Raw genomic sequence first — 16,382 nt, 5'->3', positions numbered from 1 at the left:
TTAACCGCCGCGACTGACTGACACAGCTTTACCAAAGCCACCGCGAGACATCGCACGACCAATCGTACCGCCGCCGCGCTTATTTAGGCTACTGGTAGCAACCTTAGTGGATTGATTGCGATAAGAGCCGTAAAACTGCCCTGCACCGTTGTAATACTTCGATTTATAACGATACATCGGCTCTGAGTAATAACTTTTGTTGTAACCCTTAAGCCCACTCACCGCGCGACTGAAGAAGTAACCACCAACAAATGGGACATATGAGTGATGACGAGAACTGTAGTAACAATCATCCTCGTAAAAGTCATTTTCGCACTCATATTTGTTGTTGTAGCGCGGCGCATTTTCTTCTGCACGCGCCATTGCTTCTTGGTAGGCGATGTCACACTGCTCACTGAATTCAGGCGCGGCAGATTTACACTCGTCAGCATCGACGTAGATATAGCCTTCCGTTTCTGATTCTTGAGTTGCGAGGAAAAAAATCCCACCGAAAGCAACGAATGGAATGATTCGCCCGACCTTAAAACTCTTGTCCATTGAGGAGCGTTTCACATTGGAACTGCGTTTCATCGAACCTCCTAGTAGGTCATGCAGGCTGCGTTAAGCACACCGACAGATACAGAGACGGCAGCTAAAACAATGCCTGCTGGTACTTCATCATTCTCAATACGCTCCGATACTTTCGGCAGCAGAATAAAACGCACAATACCGAACGCAATTATCTGTGCCAGCATCGCAACGATGCCCCACACCATAAAATCTACAATATTGACTGAGTTGGTTGCAGCACCCGCAATAGCGAGGCAGTAGCCAAGGAACGCCCCACTTAATGCGACTGCCGCCGCAGTATTTTTCTCTTCTTTGATCAGATGCCATTCATCGTACGGTGTCAGTTTTACATAGACGAATTTGAACGCCAGTACGAAAACGATCGAAACGGAGAAGTAGAGAAGAAAGTTAGGGAACCCCGCCAACAGGTCGGCAATCATATGCATTATTTATCCTTGTTCATGTCAGTCCAAGCGAAGTCATCAATTCGCTCGTCGGCAATATAAAACAGCTTAGTGCTTGGCGGCACTTGGGCATTTAAGTCTGGGTTGAGTTCAATCCCGTCGCCGAGATCGAATGCGATCAACGTTGCTTGGTGATGCTTCTTGATAAATCCGAAAATCTTTTCCACGCTGGTCGTCGGTTGCTCTTGTGGGTAAATCACTGAGTACTGCGTCATACCTCGTGTAGAAGCAAGTAATTCTTGGTGTAACGCGCTTGAACCTGGATCCACTGCAGCTTTGGCAAGCATCTCTGCGCCTACCGCTGGAATGCACTCTGCCTTAGGGCAATGCTGACTGAGCAATCGTCCCAACGCTTCATCTTTAAAGTAGGCGAGCAAGTGTGCATCAGGGTTGACCGAAGCACAATACAAGGCGGCCGAGAGAGTAATATCATCGCTAAGATTATCAACAATAATACAGTTAGCTCCGGTAATGTTGGCATTCTTCATCTCTTGCGCATCGGTGTAACTGTTCACCTTAATAAAACCAATTTCACCCGGTAATGGGTTTTCAATATCTGAACGACTGCATAACACGATTGGGCGTTTGCCCTCTTCTTCATGCTGTAACATGCGGATAAGGTGCATAGTGCGTGCGCCATTCCAACCCAGTAATACGATATGGTTTTCCACTCTTACTCTCCGTTTACCCAGTATGCCTGCTCGCCAATAGTCAATCGCCCCGCCTGCAACTCGTCCCAAAATGGCAGCAAATAAGCTCAAACCGCCAGGGATAATAAATAACACCACTACCCACTTACCCATATCACTTGAGGGTGATAAGTCGCCATAGCCAACCGTTGAAGCGGTCACCATGAGGTAGTAAATGAAGTTTGAGAAGTTATCGGTCAGTGCATGCTCTCCTGCAAGAGCCAGCAACAACCACGAGATGGCAATGTAGGCGCCACTAATGACGAGAAGATTTCGGTTGCTCAACTTAAAAAGATGGGTACTTAGCCACTTTTTCAGTACTAGCCATACAGCCATAAGTTTCCGATTCCTTTCTGATTGCTATAACTAAATACTAACCTATTGATTGTAAGAAATAAAAAAACCAGCCACATTCGGCTGGTTTTTGCGATTTGTCTTAGCAAGCTTTTGCCTAAACAGGACTGAACAACTAAGCGTTGCCTTTTACTTGCATGTTTAGTTGCTCTGCGAAGTCCAACATGCGGTTCAACGGGATGAGTGATTTCACACGCAGTGCTTCATCAACGAAGATTTCGTGCTCTGCACCACCTTCACTCAGTGCCTTTTCAATCGCTTTAAGACCGTTCATCGCCATCCATGGGCAATGTGCACAGCTGCGACACGTCGCGCCCGCACCTGCTGTTGGCGCTTCTATCAATTCTTTTTCCGGCACTAGCTGCTGCATCTTAAAGAAGATACCTTTGTCAGTAGCGACGATCATTTGCTGATGAGGTAACTCTTTCGCCGCTTTAATTAGCTGGCTAGTCGAACCAACTGCATCTGCAAGCTCAACCACACTTGCTGGTGACTCTGGGTGAACTAGGATTGCCGCATCTGGGTATACGCTCCTCATCTTGCGTAGTGCATCTGCAGAGAACTCGTCGTGAACCACACACTCACCTTGCCATAGCAACATGTCGGCGCCAGTTTTGTTCGCAATGTAAGAACCTAAGTGACGGTCAGGGCCCCAGATGATTGGTTTATCTTCCGCGTCTAGGTGCTCAACGATTTCAAGAGCAATACTAGAAGTCACAACCCAATCTGCGCGTGCTTTTACTGCCGCAGAAGTATTTGCGTATACCACTACCGTGTGGTCAGGGTGAGCGTCACAGAACTCGCTGAACTTGTCCGCCGGGCAACCAAGGTCAAGCGAACATTCCGCTTCTAGCGTTGGCATTAGAATGCGTTTTTCAGGCGTTAGGATCTTTGCTGATTCACCCATAAAGCGAACACCACCGATGATCAGTGTGCTTGCAGGGTGGCGGTTACCAAATTTCGCCATTTCTAGCGAGTCACCAACAAAACCGCCGGTTTCTTCAGCTAAAGCTTGAATTTCAGGGTCGGTGTAGTAGTGCGCGATTAATACCGCGTCCTTCTCCTTAAGCAGCTTTTTGATTCGCGCGATGTAATCGGCTTTTTCTTCTTGGCTTAATGGGATTGGTTTTGGTGGGAATGGGTAAACTGTATCGATTTTATCTAATATGTGGCTCATTGCTCTTGCTCTACGCAACTTCCTTTAATCCGAGTATTGTAACCTTGTTGATTTTCAAAAACCAACCCGTAACAGGAATTTGTAGCAGTCTAGCCGTATATCTTTGTTATACCTTGAAAAGAGCGAGCAAAGAAAAAGGGAGCTAGGCTCCCTTTTGACTTTGTTTACTTCAGCTTAGAGCTTGCGACTTTCGCCGAAGCACTGCCTGGATACTCATCCACAACTTGCTGATAGTATTTTTTCGCCTGCGCAGCATTGTTGTTACGCTCAGCGATATCACCTAGCTTAACCAATGCGTCTGCACGCTTGTTAGATTCTTTGTAAGAAACAACCGCCGCAAAACTCTTCACCGCTTCTTTGTCCTGCTTCTTAGCAAAGTACAGCTGACCTAGCCAGTAGTGTGAGTTCGCTGAATAGGTAGAATCAGGATAATCTTTCTGGAACTGCTGGAAAGCTGCAATCGCGCCGGTGTAGTCACGTTTTTTAAGGATAAGGTCAACCGCATTTTGATACGCGGTTTGCTCATCTACGTTAGAACTGTACTTACCACCTGTTTCAGCTGACTTTTTCTCTGCCGCAGCTGGAGCCGCTTTCATTTCACCACGAATACGATCAAGCTCTACAAACAACTCTCGCTGTCTCTTAAGCATTTGCTGCATTTCATAGCTGTTGCGCTCTAACTCACCACGAAGATCACTGATTTCCTGAGACATCTGATCAATCTGTCCCTGCATTTGTACTTGAACGCGATTGCGATTTTGTAGCAAACGCTCTAGACGTTCGATATCAGTTTCTGGACCCGAGCGAGTCTGTGATGCGGTCGATGAGGTGCTGTTGAGGTCTGATACTGGAGCTGGTGCAGCGAACGCGAAGTTCGCTGCACTTGCCAGTAACGTAAGCGTAACAGCGCGCTTAGTGTTACTGAACATGAGGTTTACCTCAGATTAGTACACTAGAACCGCACGACGGTTCTTAGCGTAAACTTCTTCAGATTGACCTAGAAGAAGTGGTTTTTCTTCACCGTAAGAAACGATAGAGATTTGATCTGCTTGTACACCTAGTGCTTGTAGGTAGTTAGCAACTGCTTGAGCACGACGCTCGCCTAGAGCGATGTTGTACTCAGGAGTGCCGCGCTCGTCTGCGTGACCTTCAACCGTTACTTTAAGCGCAGGGTTCTTGCTTAGGTAAGCAGCGTGAGCAGCTAACATCTCTTCGTAATCACCAGCGATTGTTGAGTTATCAAACGCGAAGTAGATTGTTTGAGTTTCACGTAGTGCTTGCTCTTTTAGCTCTTGCTCTGTTAGCTGACCATTTGGGTCAATTGGAGTTACTACTGTAGTCTCCGCAGAGTTGTTAGTTTCTGCGCCAGTGTTAGAAGCAGCGTCGTCACTAGAACTACACGCTGTAACAGCCATTACAGGAAGTGCGATTAGTAGTCCTTTTAGAACCTTGTTAAGTTGCATCTTATTTTCCTTCATTAATCAAACTTATTGCTACAAAAACGGAGACCATGCGGGAGCTCTGACACGCCCATTTGTTGCCGGTAATCTAGCTTTAAATCGACCATCAATAGACACCATCGACAGTACATTTTTCTTGTTGTAAATCGAGCTGTAAATCACCATGCCACCATTTGGGGCAATGCTCGGTGACTCATCAAGTAGGGTTTTAGTAAGTACTTGCAATGAACCAGTTTCCAAATCTTGCTTAGCCAGATTAAAGCCTGAATTGCTTCGATTCACCATAATAAGGAATCGGCCATCAGGAGTAATTTGACCACCCAAGTTTTGACTACCTTGCCACGTCAGACGATTAATTGAACTATCGCCCAAATTTACTTGATAAATCTGTGGTTTACCACCCCTATCCGACGTAAAAATCAACGATTTTCCATCCGGATGCCAGAATGGTTCTGTATTATTTGATCTGCCACGCGTAATTTGTGTCAGCTTGCGAGTTTTTAGGTCTAAAGTGTAGACCTGTAACGATCCCGTCTTAGACAACACTAACGCCAGCTTATTGCCATCCGGTGAGAATCTTGGCGCACCATTATGACGAGGGTATGACGTAACCTTCTCACGCTCACCCGTATAAATATTCATAATGAAGATTTCAGCTTGGCCGTTCTGGAAGCTTACGTATGCTAGTTTTTGACCATCAGGCGACCAAGCTGGTGACATCAACGGCTGCTTTGAACGAAGGACTAATCGCTCGTTAAAACCATCATAATCAGCGACTCGAAGCTGGTAAGGGAAGCGATCTTTATCATTCACCACCACGTACGCAATGCGCGTCATAAACGCACCGCGTTCACCCGTCAATTGCTCGTATACCAAATCGGAGATACGGTGAGCGTATTCACGCATTCGTGGGGCTTCAACCGTTGCAACCTTGTTGAACAGTACATGATCCTTAGACAGAACAAGTTCACCATCTTCACCAAGCGCTCGACTTTGCCCACCGGTCAACTGACCACGAACTACGTCAACTAGCTGGTAGTTGATAACAAAATTGCCTTGCGCATTTTGAGTAATGCTACCTGTTAACAGAGCATCAACGCCAAGACTGGTCCAAGCATCAAAGTTAACCTCAGATTCGTTAAAAGGCGTTTGAGGCATCTTGTTGGTAGGGATCGGGCTAAATTTACCACTACGCTGAAGGTCTGATGCGATAACAGCAGAAACATCTGTCGGCAGTGGTTGGCTTCCTTCCCATTTAAAGGGAACAACAGCAATTGGTCGTGCTGAATCAATACCATCAGTAATGACCAGCTCTAATGCAGCGTGAGCCACGTTCGTTATACTGCCAAGCAGTACAAACATTCCTAGTAAAAGGCGTTTAATCACGTCTTATTCCTTCTAGTCTAAAGCAACGGTTAAGTTGATATCTTTAAGTCTTTCGTTCACAGAAGCTTCGGTAGATTTTGGGAAAGTACCCACTTGAGCGATCGCACTTTTTGCAGCGGCGCACACCCTTGAATCTCCACCAAGGACCGTAACTCCTGAAACCATCATATCTGTCCCTGTCGGAATGAGTTTGATGTTTACCCTACACTCCTTTCCCAACAGGTAATCATCCTTAATCAGCCTTTGCTGTATGTTTTGAGTATAGATTGAAGACATACGCGCCAATTCATCATCAACGAACTGGTTTCGAGCTGCAGTATTCTGACTCGCTTCACTTTCTAACCCCGAGAAGATATCGTCAAGCGCAGCTTCTTGCTCTTTACGTTCACGCTCTAATCGCTCAAGACGCTCTTTTTCTTTACGCGCTTTTTCAGCTGCCTCTTTGGCTGCCTTTTCTTTAGCAATGCGCTCTTGTTCCGCTTTCGCTGCCGCTTCACGTTCGCGTCGAGCCTTTTCTTCCGCTTCTTTCGCGGCCTTCTCACGCGCTACACGCTCTTGCTCGGCCTTAGCGATTGCTGCTTCTTTGGCGATACGCTCCTGCTCAGCTTTTCGAACGGCCTCTTCTTTGGCCTTACGCTCTTTCTCCGCTTTTGCAGCTTGCTCTTTCTCTTTGCGAGTGCGTTCTTCTTCTGCCTTGCGTTCTTGTTCTTTCTTCTTACGAGCCGCTTCGGCTTCACGAGCTGCTTTGGCGTCTTTCGCCTGCTGTTCTTTCAGCTTGCGAATCTGTTCTTCTTCAGCTTTGCGGTTTTTTTCAAGCTGCTCAGCTTCTCGTCGTAACTTATCAAGACGATCTTGCTCTTTCTTCGCGGCTTTTTCGCGCTGCTGACGAATCTCTTTCGCCTGCTGCTGAACAAGTTTTGGATCAATCACCACCGCCTGAACCATTTGCCCTGTTGGCTCGGGTTTGGACATGGTGAAATCCGTCCCCCAAAGCAACGCCACGACTAACAGCGCATGCAAACCCACCGATATCGCTATCGGTTTGGTATATTCTTTGGCTTTTTTCTTGTTATCTTTCATAGATCTTCGATGTCTATTCCCTGATATCAGTCATCAGACCAACTTTTGGAATACCAGCACGACTTAGCTCATCAAGCAGAATTACTACGTCTGCGTAAGGCGTTGCCGCATCACCACCAACCGCAACTGGCGAATCCGGTTTGATTTCACGCTCCGCTTTTACTCGAACAATGACATCTTGCAGAGATAGACCGCGCTGGACTTCTTCATCATTCACGCTCAGTCCTAAATTACCGTCACGATCGATTTCAATGATGATGAAACTACTGTCAGTGTCACCCGCCAACTCTTGCATCGATTCTGCGGTTGACGTTTTTGGAAGATCAACGTCAACCCCTTGAGTAACAAAGGGCGCTGTTGCCATGAAAATAATCAACAACACGAGCATTACGTCTATATAAGGAACGACGTTGATCTCTGCTGTCATTTTACGCTTTTTAGGTTGATAGCCCGCCATCGACTATTCCTTATCCGAGCCATCTCTGCCTGCCATTGCTTGACGATGCAGGATACTGTGGAATTCTTCAGAGAAAGTCGCGTATGTGTGCTCAAGCTTACTCACTTTATTGCTTAGACGGTTGTACGCCATTACCGCTGGAATCGCCGCAAACAGACCCATTGCGGTTGCAATCAAAGCTTCAGCAATACCTGGTGCTACCATAGAAAGCGTCGCTTGTTTTACTTCACCCAAAGCAATAAAGGCATGCATGATGCCCCAAACCGTACCAAATAGGCCGATGTATGGGCTAATAGAACCGACTGTCGCAAGGAAAGGCAGGCTTGTTTCTAGCTCATCGACTTCACGAGCTACAGAAACACGCATCGCTCGGCCAGTGCCTTCCATGATGTAAGCAGGAGAGTTAGCGTTGCTCTTACGTAGTCGAGCAAACTCAGTGAAACCTGCGTAAAAGATTTCTTCTGTACCGCCAATCTCGTCTTTACGAGCTTTTACTTTCTGGTATAGCTGTGAAAGATCGGTACCAGACCAAAATTTGTCTTCAAACGACTCAGCGTCTTTTGATGCTTGAGATAATACTTTGCTGCGCTTAATGATCATCGCCCATGACGCAATTGACATGCCTAACAGGGTCAACATCACAAGCTTTACCAACAGACTGGCCTGAAGAAAGAGATCTAAAATGGAAATATCAGCAGTCACTATTTGTTAGCTCCGAATTGATAAAAGATGGGATAGCTATTGGTTTCATTTTCTTATTATCGATACATGCTACCTTAACAATTGTCTTGCACAATGTTTTGCCTTCATCATTGACTAATTCTTGACAGAATTGCAGAGATGCACGTTTTATTTCTGACACTCGGGTAAGAACGGTCAAATGCTCGTCCAGTCTCGCCCCTTGGTTGAAATCGATATCCATGTGTCGGACAACAAAGCCAATGTTTTGTTCCAATAACACATGCTGAGAAATGCCTTTTGCACGCAACATCTCAGTGCGTGCACGTTCAAAGAATTTTAAATAATTAGAGTGATATACAACGCCACCCGCATCGGTATCTTCGTAATACACGGTGATCGGCCAGCGGAAGGGATTTGATGTGCCTTGCAAGGGAGTACCAGTAATTTCAATTCTTTAAAGCAATTACTATAACTGAAGCGGCAGTAATTGGTACTGAACGAAGGGAATATTTTTGAATTTTGTAGAAAAAATAAAAGCCAGACAATAAGTCTGGCTTTTATTTCGATGATTTAATAACCGACTTTATTTCAGAACGTAACGCTTACATGAAATACAGTGCAGTTAGATAACTTAAGATAGCAAGTGAGAAATAAGGACTGAACAACACTTGCCAGTACCAGTTTCTCGGTTTGAAACCTACCCCATATACCATGCTGGAGCATAATGCCCAAATCAGCGCTGGTGCAATAAATGCGTTAAAGCCACCAATCTCTCGATGATACGCATTTGGGTCCCACATCACCAATCCAACATGCATAAAGCCGAGGATTAAGGCCAAGACTCTCAACAGAGTCTTGTCCATTGGTTCGTGAAGTTTTGCTACCTTGTCAGCGAGATTACTCACTGTCTTTATCCATCATTTCAGTATGCTCTAACCAAAGAGCATTGATGATACCGAATGCACAAGCAAGTAGTACACCTAGAATCCATGCGAAATACCACATAGTGATCGCTCCTTAGTAAAGTGAGTTTTTGTTTTCTTCAATAAACTTGTCATCCAAGCGACCGAACATCTTGTAGTAAGTCCAAGACGTGTAAGCCAGGATGATTGGAACCATAACAAACGCAACGCCTGTCATTAGGTTCAACGTCAGCTCAGATGAAGTTGCATCCCACATTGTCAGACTTTGGTTTGGCATTAGGTCTGAAGGCATTACGAATGGGAACATTGCAAAACCAGCAGTGAAGATAACACCAGCATTACCAAGGCTTGACGTTAGGAATGCAATACCACACTTCTCTAGGCGAGATGCTAATACCGCTAGAAGTGGCATTGCAACACCCAGTACAGGTGCAGCCCATAGCAGTGGGTAAGCTTCGAAGTTGTTCATCCAAGCACCAGCTTCACGGATAACCTCTTTGTTTAGAGGGTTAGAAGCTGCTGCTGTGTCGATACCACCTACGATTACGTAACCTTCGATGCTTTGGATCCAGAAACCCGCTACTACAAATGCAACCACTGTTAGTAGACCAGTTAGCTGAGCTACGTTACGAGCACGAGTATGTACTTCGCCAGTTGTCTTCATTTGAAGCCAAGTTGCACCTTGCATTAGGATCATAAACAAGCTCACTAGACCACATAGCAGAGCAAATGGGTTTAGTAGACCAAAGAATGAACCATGGTACGTTGGCATTAGGAAATCGTTCAATTGGAATGGTACGCCTTGTAGAAGGTTACCAAACGCAACACCGAAGATGATTGGTGGAACGAAGCCACTGATTGAGATACAGATATCCCAAGTGTTGCGCCACTTTTTATCTTCAATCTTTGAACGGTAATCGAGACCGATTGGACGTAGCCAAAGTGCCGCTAGGGTAACGATCATCGCTAGGTAGAAACCAGAGAACGATGTTGCGTAAACCAAAGGCCAAGCTGCGAACAATGCACCACCAGCGGTGATAAGCCAAACTTGGTTACCATCCCAGTGCGGAGCGATTGAGTTAATCATTACACGACGTTGAGTGTCGTTTTTACCGATAATAGGTACAAGCGCGCCTACACCCATATCGAAACCATCAGTAATTGCAAAACCAACTAGTAGAACACCGATCAGTACCCACCAGATGAATCGCAAGATTTCGTAATCAAACATCTTGTTGTCTCCTTGCCTTACGCTTCTACTTGGCGGCTAACTTTGTCTTCAACAGAGTCAGCATTCTGCTCGAAGTGGTAGCGACCAGTTTTCAGGCTGCTTGGACCTTTACGAGCGAATTTCACCATTAGGTATACTTCTGCAATTAAGAACGCAGTGTATAGCGCTAGGATTGCAAATAGTGAAGTCCAGATTTCACCAGCGGTTAATGCTGACGCTGCTACGTGTACTGGTAGGATTTCACCAACAGCCCACGGTTGACGACCGTATTCTGCAACAAACCAACCAGCTTCAATCGCAATCCAAGGTAGAGGGATGCTGAATAGCGCAGCTTTAAGAATCCATTGTTTCTGCTCAATTTTCTGACGACATGTCTGAACGAATGCAGCACCAAAGACGAATAGCATGATGAAGCCACACGCAACCATGATACGGAACGACCAGAATAGCGGCCACACTGTCGGGATAGAGTCATCCGCAGCAGCTTGGATTTGGTCTTCTGTCGCATCAACGACGTTGTCTGTGTAGCGCTTCAGAAGTAGACCGTAACCTAGATCACCTTTCACTTCGTCAAACGCAGTCATGTTTGCTTCAGATTTGTCACCTGCACGCAGTTTTTCAAGCAATTCGTACGCATACATACCCGTGCGGATGCGGTCAACGTGCTCCTCACGCAGATCATGTAGGCCTGTTACTTGCTCGTCAAATGAACGAGTCGCGATAATACCCATTACGTAAGGGATCTTGATTGCGTAATCAGTGTTCATCGTTTCTTGGTTTGGAAGACCAAACAGTGTAAATGCCGCAGGCGCTGGCTCTGTGTGCCATTCTGCTTCAACTGCTGCAAGTTTCACTTTTTGTACTTCACCAAGCTCGTAACCAGATTCATCACCTAGCACGATAGTAGACAGGATTGCTGCCATACCGAATGAAGCTGCAATCGCGAATGAACGACGAGCAAATGCGATGTCACGACCTTTGATTAGGTAGTATGAGCTGATACCCAACACGAACATTGCACCACACGTGTAGCCAGATGCTACTGTGTGTACAAACTTAACTTGCGCTACAGGGTTTAGTACAACTTCTGCAAAGCTCACCATTTCCATACGCATTGTTTCGAAGTTGAATTCTGCACCAACTGGGTTTTGCATCCAGCCGTTTGCGATAAGAATCCAAAGTGCAGAGAAGTTAGAACCAAGCGCAACCAGCCAGGTTACTGCTAAGTGTTGACGTTTTGATAGACGATCCCACCCGAAGAAGAATAGACCAACAAAAGTTGACTCCAGGAAGAACGCAACCAGTGCTTCGATCGCCAGTGGCGCACCGAAAATGTCACCCACGTAGTGCGAGTAGTAAGACCAGTTCGTACCAAACTGGAACTCCATGGTTAGGCCGGTAGCCACACCAAGTGCAAAGTTAATACCGAACAGCTTACCCCAGAACTTGGTCATGTCCTTATAGATTTGCTTGTTCGTCATTACGTACATTGATTCCATAATGGCCAAAAGGAAGGCCATACCAAGAGTCAATGGTACGAATAGGAAGTGATACATCGCTGTCAGTGCAAACTGCAACCGCGACAGATCAACTACGTCAATCATGATAACTCCTATGTGTCGGCTGAATGACACTCTCTACATATTGCATTCCATACACAAGTGTTATTCACACTTGAAAGATGTTGAATTATCACAGCATCTTGTTGCAAAAATGTGCTTCATTGGTTAGTTAATTGTTAAGCATCAGCTAATATAGCTAGGGCTAATATTACTTCTAAAAACAGATTGTTTCAAAAGGTTTATGGTGGGATTCCGCTTTGATGTATATCAATGTTTCATCTGTGAATTTGCACAAAAATCCATCACATTGATCCAGATCAACCAATATTCGATGAGTATGTTAACGGGAGGTAATCAGGAGAGTTTTGTCAGAGTTAGGTAAGAACATAGTATTAACAATCTATAAAATGCTCTTACCTAAAAAGTATTAGTTGGGATTTGATAAATGAGACTCTCATCACTCTTGGTGAAATATCAAGCGTACATTTGTCAAATATGGAATCTTACTTTTCAATTCCAAAATGCAGATAAGCACGATCGGTGGCAATTCTCCCACGCGGGGTGCGTTGTAAATAGCCTTGTTGGATTAGATATGGTTCAAGAACGTCTTCGATGGTGTCTTTCTCTTCACCAATCGCCGCCGCCATGTTGTCCAAACCGACAGGACCACCGCCAAATTTCTCCATGATCGCTAATAGCAGCTTACGGTCCATATAATCGAAACCTTCAGCATCCACATCGAGCATGTTCAAGGCTTTGTCTGCCGTTCCTGCACAAATATGCCCATTGCCTTTAACTTCGGCATAGTCACGAACGCGGCGTAGCAGGCGGTTAGCGATACGAGGTGTACCACGAGCACGGCGAGCAACTTCCAACGCCCCTTCCGATTCCATCGACAGCCCTAAGCAATCCGCACTACGCTGAACGATATCTTGCAAGTCTTTCACTTTATAATACTCAAGGCGTTGCGTAATACCGAAGCGATCACGAAGTGGCGAAGTCAAAGAACCAGCGCGCGTCGTTGCACCAATCAAAGTGAAAGGTGGCAAATCTATTTTGATAGAACGCGCTGCAGGACCTTCACCAATCATGATGTCTAACTGGTAGTCTTCCATTGCTGGATACAACACCTCTTCAACCATTGGGCTTAAGCGGTGGATCTCGTCAATGAACAGCACGTCGTTTTCTTCTAAGTTGGTCAACAGCGCTGCTAAGTCCCCTGCTTTTTCAAGCACAGGGCCAGATGTGGTGCGAATGTTCACTTCCATCTCATTGGCAACGATGTTCGCAAGCGTGGTTTTACCCAAACCTGGAGGACCAAAAATCAAAAGGTGGTCGAGCGCTTCATTTCGCAGCTGCGCGGCTTTGATGAAAATCTCCATCTGATCACGCACGTGATCCTGACCTTGGTAATCCGCCAGCTTCTTAGGACGAATCGCGCGGTCGATGACGTCTTCTTCACGAAACGAAGGATTTTCTGGCGCGATTAAACGATCGGCTTCAATCATATTGTTCCCTTGGACTTTCCGTTACACCATCGATTTTAGTGCTTCACGGATCAGTTGCTCACTGGTCATATCCGGTTTAGCGATCTGAGAAACCACTTTCGACGCTTGAGTCGGCTTGTAGCCTAGAGCAAGAAGCGCACTGATTGCTTCTTCTTCTGCGTTGTTAGAAGCCGCAGAACCAGCGTCTGCAGGTGCAGCATCGGTAAACGGCGTAAAGAGATCGCCAGCGCCCCAACCTTTCAGGCGGTCTTTCATTTCAACTACGAGGCGTTCTGCCGTCTTCTTACCCACACCCGGAAGTTTTACAAGCGTTGAAATGTCTTCACGCTCTACGCAAGAAACGAATTGGCTTGCCGTCATGCCAGAAAGGATACCTAGACCTAGCTTAGGACCAACACCGTTCGCTTTAATCACTTCACGGAAAAGTGCACGCTCTTTTACTGTGTTGAAACCGTAAAGCAATTGCGCGTCTTCACGCACAACAAAGTGAGTATAAATAATGGCTTCTTCGCCGACATTTGGCAGTTCGTAGAAGCAGCTCATTGGCATCTGAACTTCATAACCAATGCCATTAACTTCAATTAAAACTTCAGGTGGTTGCTTTTCAAGCAGAGTGCCGCGAAGACGTCCAATCACTATAAATACTCTTTGGAAATGAATTTGCGACAGGATAATAAAGAACTGGATAGACATCCAGTTCTTTATGCAGTGGGTTTAGATTTTTGAGACAACTTGATCAAGCTGTTGAGTAAGGTTACGCACTGCGACTACTTGGCCGTTCAGTTCAGCACCGTATTGCGCTACCGTCTCAGCGATGGTTTTGGTGTTAACTACGCCATTGGCGACCTCACTGCTCGCTTCATCCAACTCTTTGAGTGCCGTCATTTGTGTTGCCATGAGACTGGACAGGCTCTGTACATCATGAGAAATAGTGGTCACTTGCTGAATAATGGTGTTCATACGCTCGGTACTTGACGTCACAACACTTTGACCATGCTTTACTTCTTGCTCACTGCGATCAAGTAAGTTGCGAATCTCAACCGCGGACTCACTGCTCTTAGCAGAAAGATCGCGTACTTGGTCGGCAACGACCGCAAAGCCCCTACCTTGCTCACCGGCTCTCGCCGCTTCAATCGCCGCATTGAGTGCCAATAGATTGGTTTGTTCCGCGACCGACGTAATTAAGTCTGCCACTTTCATGATGTCTTCATGGCTGCTGATTATTTGGCTGATAGCTTGGGTGGAGTCTTCAAGCAACTCAGAGCTTTTCTCTGCCTGTTGGTGAACCTCTTCACTTTTCTCACGCAGCTCTTCAACGAACTTGCCCGACTCTTCAATCCCCGTCGCCATATGATGCACTTGCTGGCTCATCTGCTCTGCCGCGCTGGCTTGGGATTCACTGTTTACATTAAGTGCATTCACTTGAACATCTAACTGAGAAGATTGTTTATCGAGCACTTGGGAAACTTGCTTGAGCTCAGTCGAATTCTTATTTGCTTGCTCTAGTACCTCGGCCAAACGCAACTCCCCTTCTGTTGCCTTTTGCGCCACCAACTCACTCTCTGCTTTGGCTTTCTCTGCACTTTCAATCGCAATATCTCGCTGCTTGGCAGTAAAAGCTTGTGCAATACAAATCACCACCAGTGGTAGCACAGTACCCGACCATATCTCTACACGCTGCGCAGATTCAGACAACACGAGTTGAGGGAAACTAACACCAGACACATGCTGGAATGTCATGAACGCAGAAACCGCTATCACTAACGCGCTCCAAGAGATCGCTATGATGCGAGTGCCAGATAAGAAGAAAGCGACAACTAACAGAGGAACCCAATAGGTTTGCGTAGAATCAACCACACCACCACTTTGGTAAATGATATTGAGCGCGTGTACCGACATGCCGACAAAGCCAAGATTAAGCGACAATGCCGGTTGCTTGAACCACTTCAGGCTGAAAGCGGATACCAGTTCGAGTGCAATTAAGAGTACTGAGGTGAAGATTAAGCTTTCATGTCCATGTTTGGACCATTTGATCAGGCTGTAGATCCCGACGAGAAAAGCGATGAAAGTGAATAGAGAAAGGATGTCAGCTTGACGTTGTTGTGTTCTTGTCCATTGAGTTTGGCGCGGCATAAATGTACTGCGCCACAGCGTGGCTGGATTCATGTTCAATCTTCCTTGATTGATTTCTTATTAGACCTCTGACCACTATAGTTTTGTAACATTTTATCAACAAATCTAATCCTTAAATCTGTCTGAGATGTCTCATTTTTAATAATACAATTAACGGTAACGACCTTTTCTTGCACTGGTCGCTTTACCAGCGAGCGCCACCAGCGTCTTATTGGTATTGGCATGACAAATGGCGACGCCTAGCGCATCGGCAGCATCGGCTTGAGGCTTGGCTGGCAACTTAAGCATGTGTTGAACCATATGCTGTACCTGCACTTTGTCCGCACCACCCGTACCTACTACCGCCTGCTTGATCAGACGCGCAGCATACTCGTACACCGGAAGATCGGCATTTACCGCCGCTACAATCGCACTGCCACGAGCCTGACCAAGCTTTAGTGCAGAATCGGCGTTCTTTGACATAAAGACTTGCTCAATCGCAAACACATCTGGTTGAAACTGGGTGATGATTTCCGTTACACCTGCGTAGATTTGCTTGAGTCGACCTGGCAGCTCTTTTTCAGAAGTACGAATACAGCCGCTGCCTAGATATTGCAGATGACGACCTTGTTGGCGAATCACGCCATAACCAGTAATGCGAGAGCCTGGGTCAATGCCCAAAATAATTGACATGAAGAGTCCTAATCAATAACTCACTGTAAGTATTAGAATATATGTCATTAAAACAA

The 16,382-nt window shown here is 46.0% G+C and carries 19 protein-coding genes; all 19 read right to left on the bottom strand.

Annotation, left to right across the window (positions count from 1 at the left end; all coding sequences use genetic code 11):
• Complete coding sequence (locus J4N37_RS05230) at positions 1 to 570, bottom strand: DUF1190 domain-containing protein (protein WP_049535761.1); 570 nt, start codon at positions 568 to 570, stop codon at positions 1 to 3.
• Positions 571 to 578: 8 nt separating this feature from the next.
• Positions 579 to 995, bottom strand: a complete 417-nt coding sequence (locus J4N37_RS05225) for a DUF350 domain-containing protein (RefSeq protein ID WP_182025721.1) — start codon at positions 993 to 995, stop codon at positions 579 to 581.
• A complete protein-coding gene (locus J4N37_RS05220; RefSeq protein WP_252041822.1) occupies positions 995 to 2,038 on the bottom strand; it encodes a potassium channel family protein in 1,044 nt (347 codons plus the stop codon). Before J4N37_RS05220 ends, J4N37_RS05225 begins: the two co-directional genes overlap by 1 nt.
• Positions 2,039 to 2,171: 133 nt before the next feature.
• Positions 2,172 to 3,233: a quinolinate synthase NadA gene (gene nadA / locus J4N37_RS05215; RefSeq protein ID WP_252041821.1), complete on the bottom strand. Its 1,062-nt coding sequence runs from the start codon at positions 3,231 to 3,233 to the stop codon at positions 2,172 to 2,174.
• Positions 3,234 to 3,397: 164 nt separating this feature from the next.
• Positions 3,398 to 4,162 (bottom strand): tol-pal system protein YbgF, encoded by a 765-nt coding sequence (gene ybgF, locus J4N37_RS05210; protein ID WP_252041820.1) that lies wholly within the window; start codon positions 4,160 to 4,162, stop codon positions 3,398 to 3,400.
• Between the two features lie 15 nt (positions 4,163 to 4,177).
• Positions 4,178 to 4,696, bottom strand: a complete 519-nt coding sequence (gene pal / locus J4N37_RS05205; protein ID WP_010447301.1) for a peptidoglycan-associated lipoprotein Pal — start codon at positions 4,694 to 4,696, stop codon at positions 4,178 to 4,180.
• Positions 4,697 to 4,726: 30 nt separating this feature from the next.
• Positions 4,727 to 6,079: a Tol-Pal system beta propeller repeat protein TolB gene (gene tolB / locus J4N37_RS05200; protein WP_252041819.1), complete on the bottom strand. Its 1,353-nt coding sequence runs from the start codon at positions 6,077 to 6,079 to the stop codon at positions 4,727 to 4,729.
• A 12-nt stretch (positions 6,080 to 6,091) separates the two neighbouring features.
• Positions 6,092 to 7,159 carry a cell envelope integrity protein TolA gene (gene tolA / locus J4N37_RS05195; RefSeq protein ID WP_252041818.1) on the bottom strand — a complete coding sequence of 356 codons (1,068 nt, stop codon included), beginning with the start codon at positions 7,157 to 7,159 and terminating at the stop codon, positions 6,092 to 6,094.
• A gap of 13 nt (positions 7,160 to 7,172) precedes the next feature.
• Positions 7,173 to 7,616: a protein TolR gene (gene tolR, locus J4N37_RS05190; protein ID WP_038885846.1), complete on the bottom strand. Its 444-nt coding sequence runs from the start codon at positions 7,614 to 7,616 to the stop codon at positions 7,173 to 7,175.
• A 3-nt stretch (positions 7,617 to 7,619) separates the two neighbouring features.
• Positions 7,620 to 8,318, bottom strand: coding sequence for a protein TolQ (gene tolQ / locus J4N37_RS05185; RefSeq protein WP_010447293.1), 699 nt, complete (start codon positions 8,316 to 8,318; stop codon positions 7,620 to 7,622).
• Positions 8,308 to 8,727: a tol-pal system-associated acyl-CoA thioesterase gene (ybgC, locus tag J4N37_RS05180; protein ID WP_010447291.1), complete on the bottom strand. Its 420-nt coding sequence runs from the start codon at positions 8,725 to 8,727 to the stop codon at positions 8,308 to 8,310. The genes tolQ and ybgC overlap by 11 nt, the downstream gene beginning before the upstream one ends.
• 172 nt (positions 8,728 to 8,899) lie before the next feature.
• Positions 8,900 to 9,202: a cyd operon protein YbgE gene (gene ybgE, locus J4N37_RS05175; protein ID WP_010447290.1), complete on the bottom strand. Its 303-nt coding sequence runs from the start codon at positions 9,200 to 9,202 to the stop codon at positions 8,900 to 8,902.
• Positions 9,195 to 9,302 carry a cytochrome bd-I oxidase subunit CydX gene (gene cydX / locus J4N37_RS05170; protein WP_000270285.1) on the bottom strand — a complete coding sequence of 36 codons (108 nt, stop codon included), beginning with the start codon at positions 9,300 to 9,302 and terminating at the stop codon, positions 9,195 to 9,197. The genes ybgE and cydX overlap by 8 nt, the downstream gene beginning before the upstream one ends.
• Before the next feature lie 12 nt (positions 9,303 to 9,314).
• Positions 9,315 to 10,451 carry a cytochrome d ubiquinol oxidase subunit II gene (cydB, locus tag J4N37_RS05165; protein ID WP_010447280.1) on the bottom strand — a complete coding sequence of 379 codons (1,137 nt, stop codon included), beginning with the start codon at positions 10,449 to 10,451 and terminating at the stop codon, positions 9,315 to 9,317.
• A gap of 17 nt (positions 10,452 to 10,468) precedes the next feature.
• Positions 10,469 to 12,055, bottom strand: a complete 1,587-nt coding sequence (cydA, locus tag J4N37_RS05160; RefSeq protein WP_010447279.1) for a cytochrome ubiquinol oxidase subunit I — start codon at positions 12,053 to 12,055, stop codon at positions 10,469 to 10,471.
• 461 nt (positions 12,056 to 12,516) lie between these two features.
• Entirely contained in the window at positions 12,517 to 13,521 is a 1,005-nt protein-coding gene (gene ruvB, locus J4N37_RS05155; RefSeq protein WP_252041816.1) for a Holliday junction branch migration DNA helicase RuvB, read from the bottom strand.
• Between the two features lie 21 nt (positions 13,522 to 13,542).
• Positions 13,543 to 14,157: a Holliday junction branch migration protein RuvA gene (gene ruvA / locus J4N37_RS05150; protein WP_010447275.1), complete on the bottom strand. Its 615-nt coding sequence runs from the start codon at positions 14,155 to 14,157 to the stop codon at positions 13,543 to 13,545.
• A gap of 78 nt (positions 14,158 to 14,235) precedes the next feature.
• Positions 14,236 to 15,687, bottom strand: coding sequence for a methyl-accepting chemotaxis protein (locus J4N37_RS05145; protein ID WP_252041815.1), 1,452 nt, complete (start codon positions 15,685 to 15,687; stop codon positions 14,236 to 14,238).
• A gap of 117 nt (positions 15,688 to 15,804) precedes the next feature.
• Positions 15,805 to 16,326: a crossover junction endodeoxyribonuclease RuvC gene (gene ruvC, locus J4N37_RS05140; protein ID WP_010447272.1), complete on the bottom strand. Its 522-nt coding sequence runs from the start codon at positions 16,324 to 16,326 to the stop codon at positions 15,805 to 15,807.
• Positions 16,327 to 16,382: the final 56 nt, after the last annotated feature.

The organism is Vibrio sp. SCSIO 43153, assembly GCF_023716625.1.
In the GTDB taxonomy this organism is placed as follows: domain Bacteria; phylum Pseudomonadota; class Gammaproteobacteria; order Enterobacterales; family Vibrionaceae; genus Vibrio; species Vibrio rotiferianus.
This window is presented reverse-complemented; position numbering and strand designations above follow the sequence as displayed.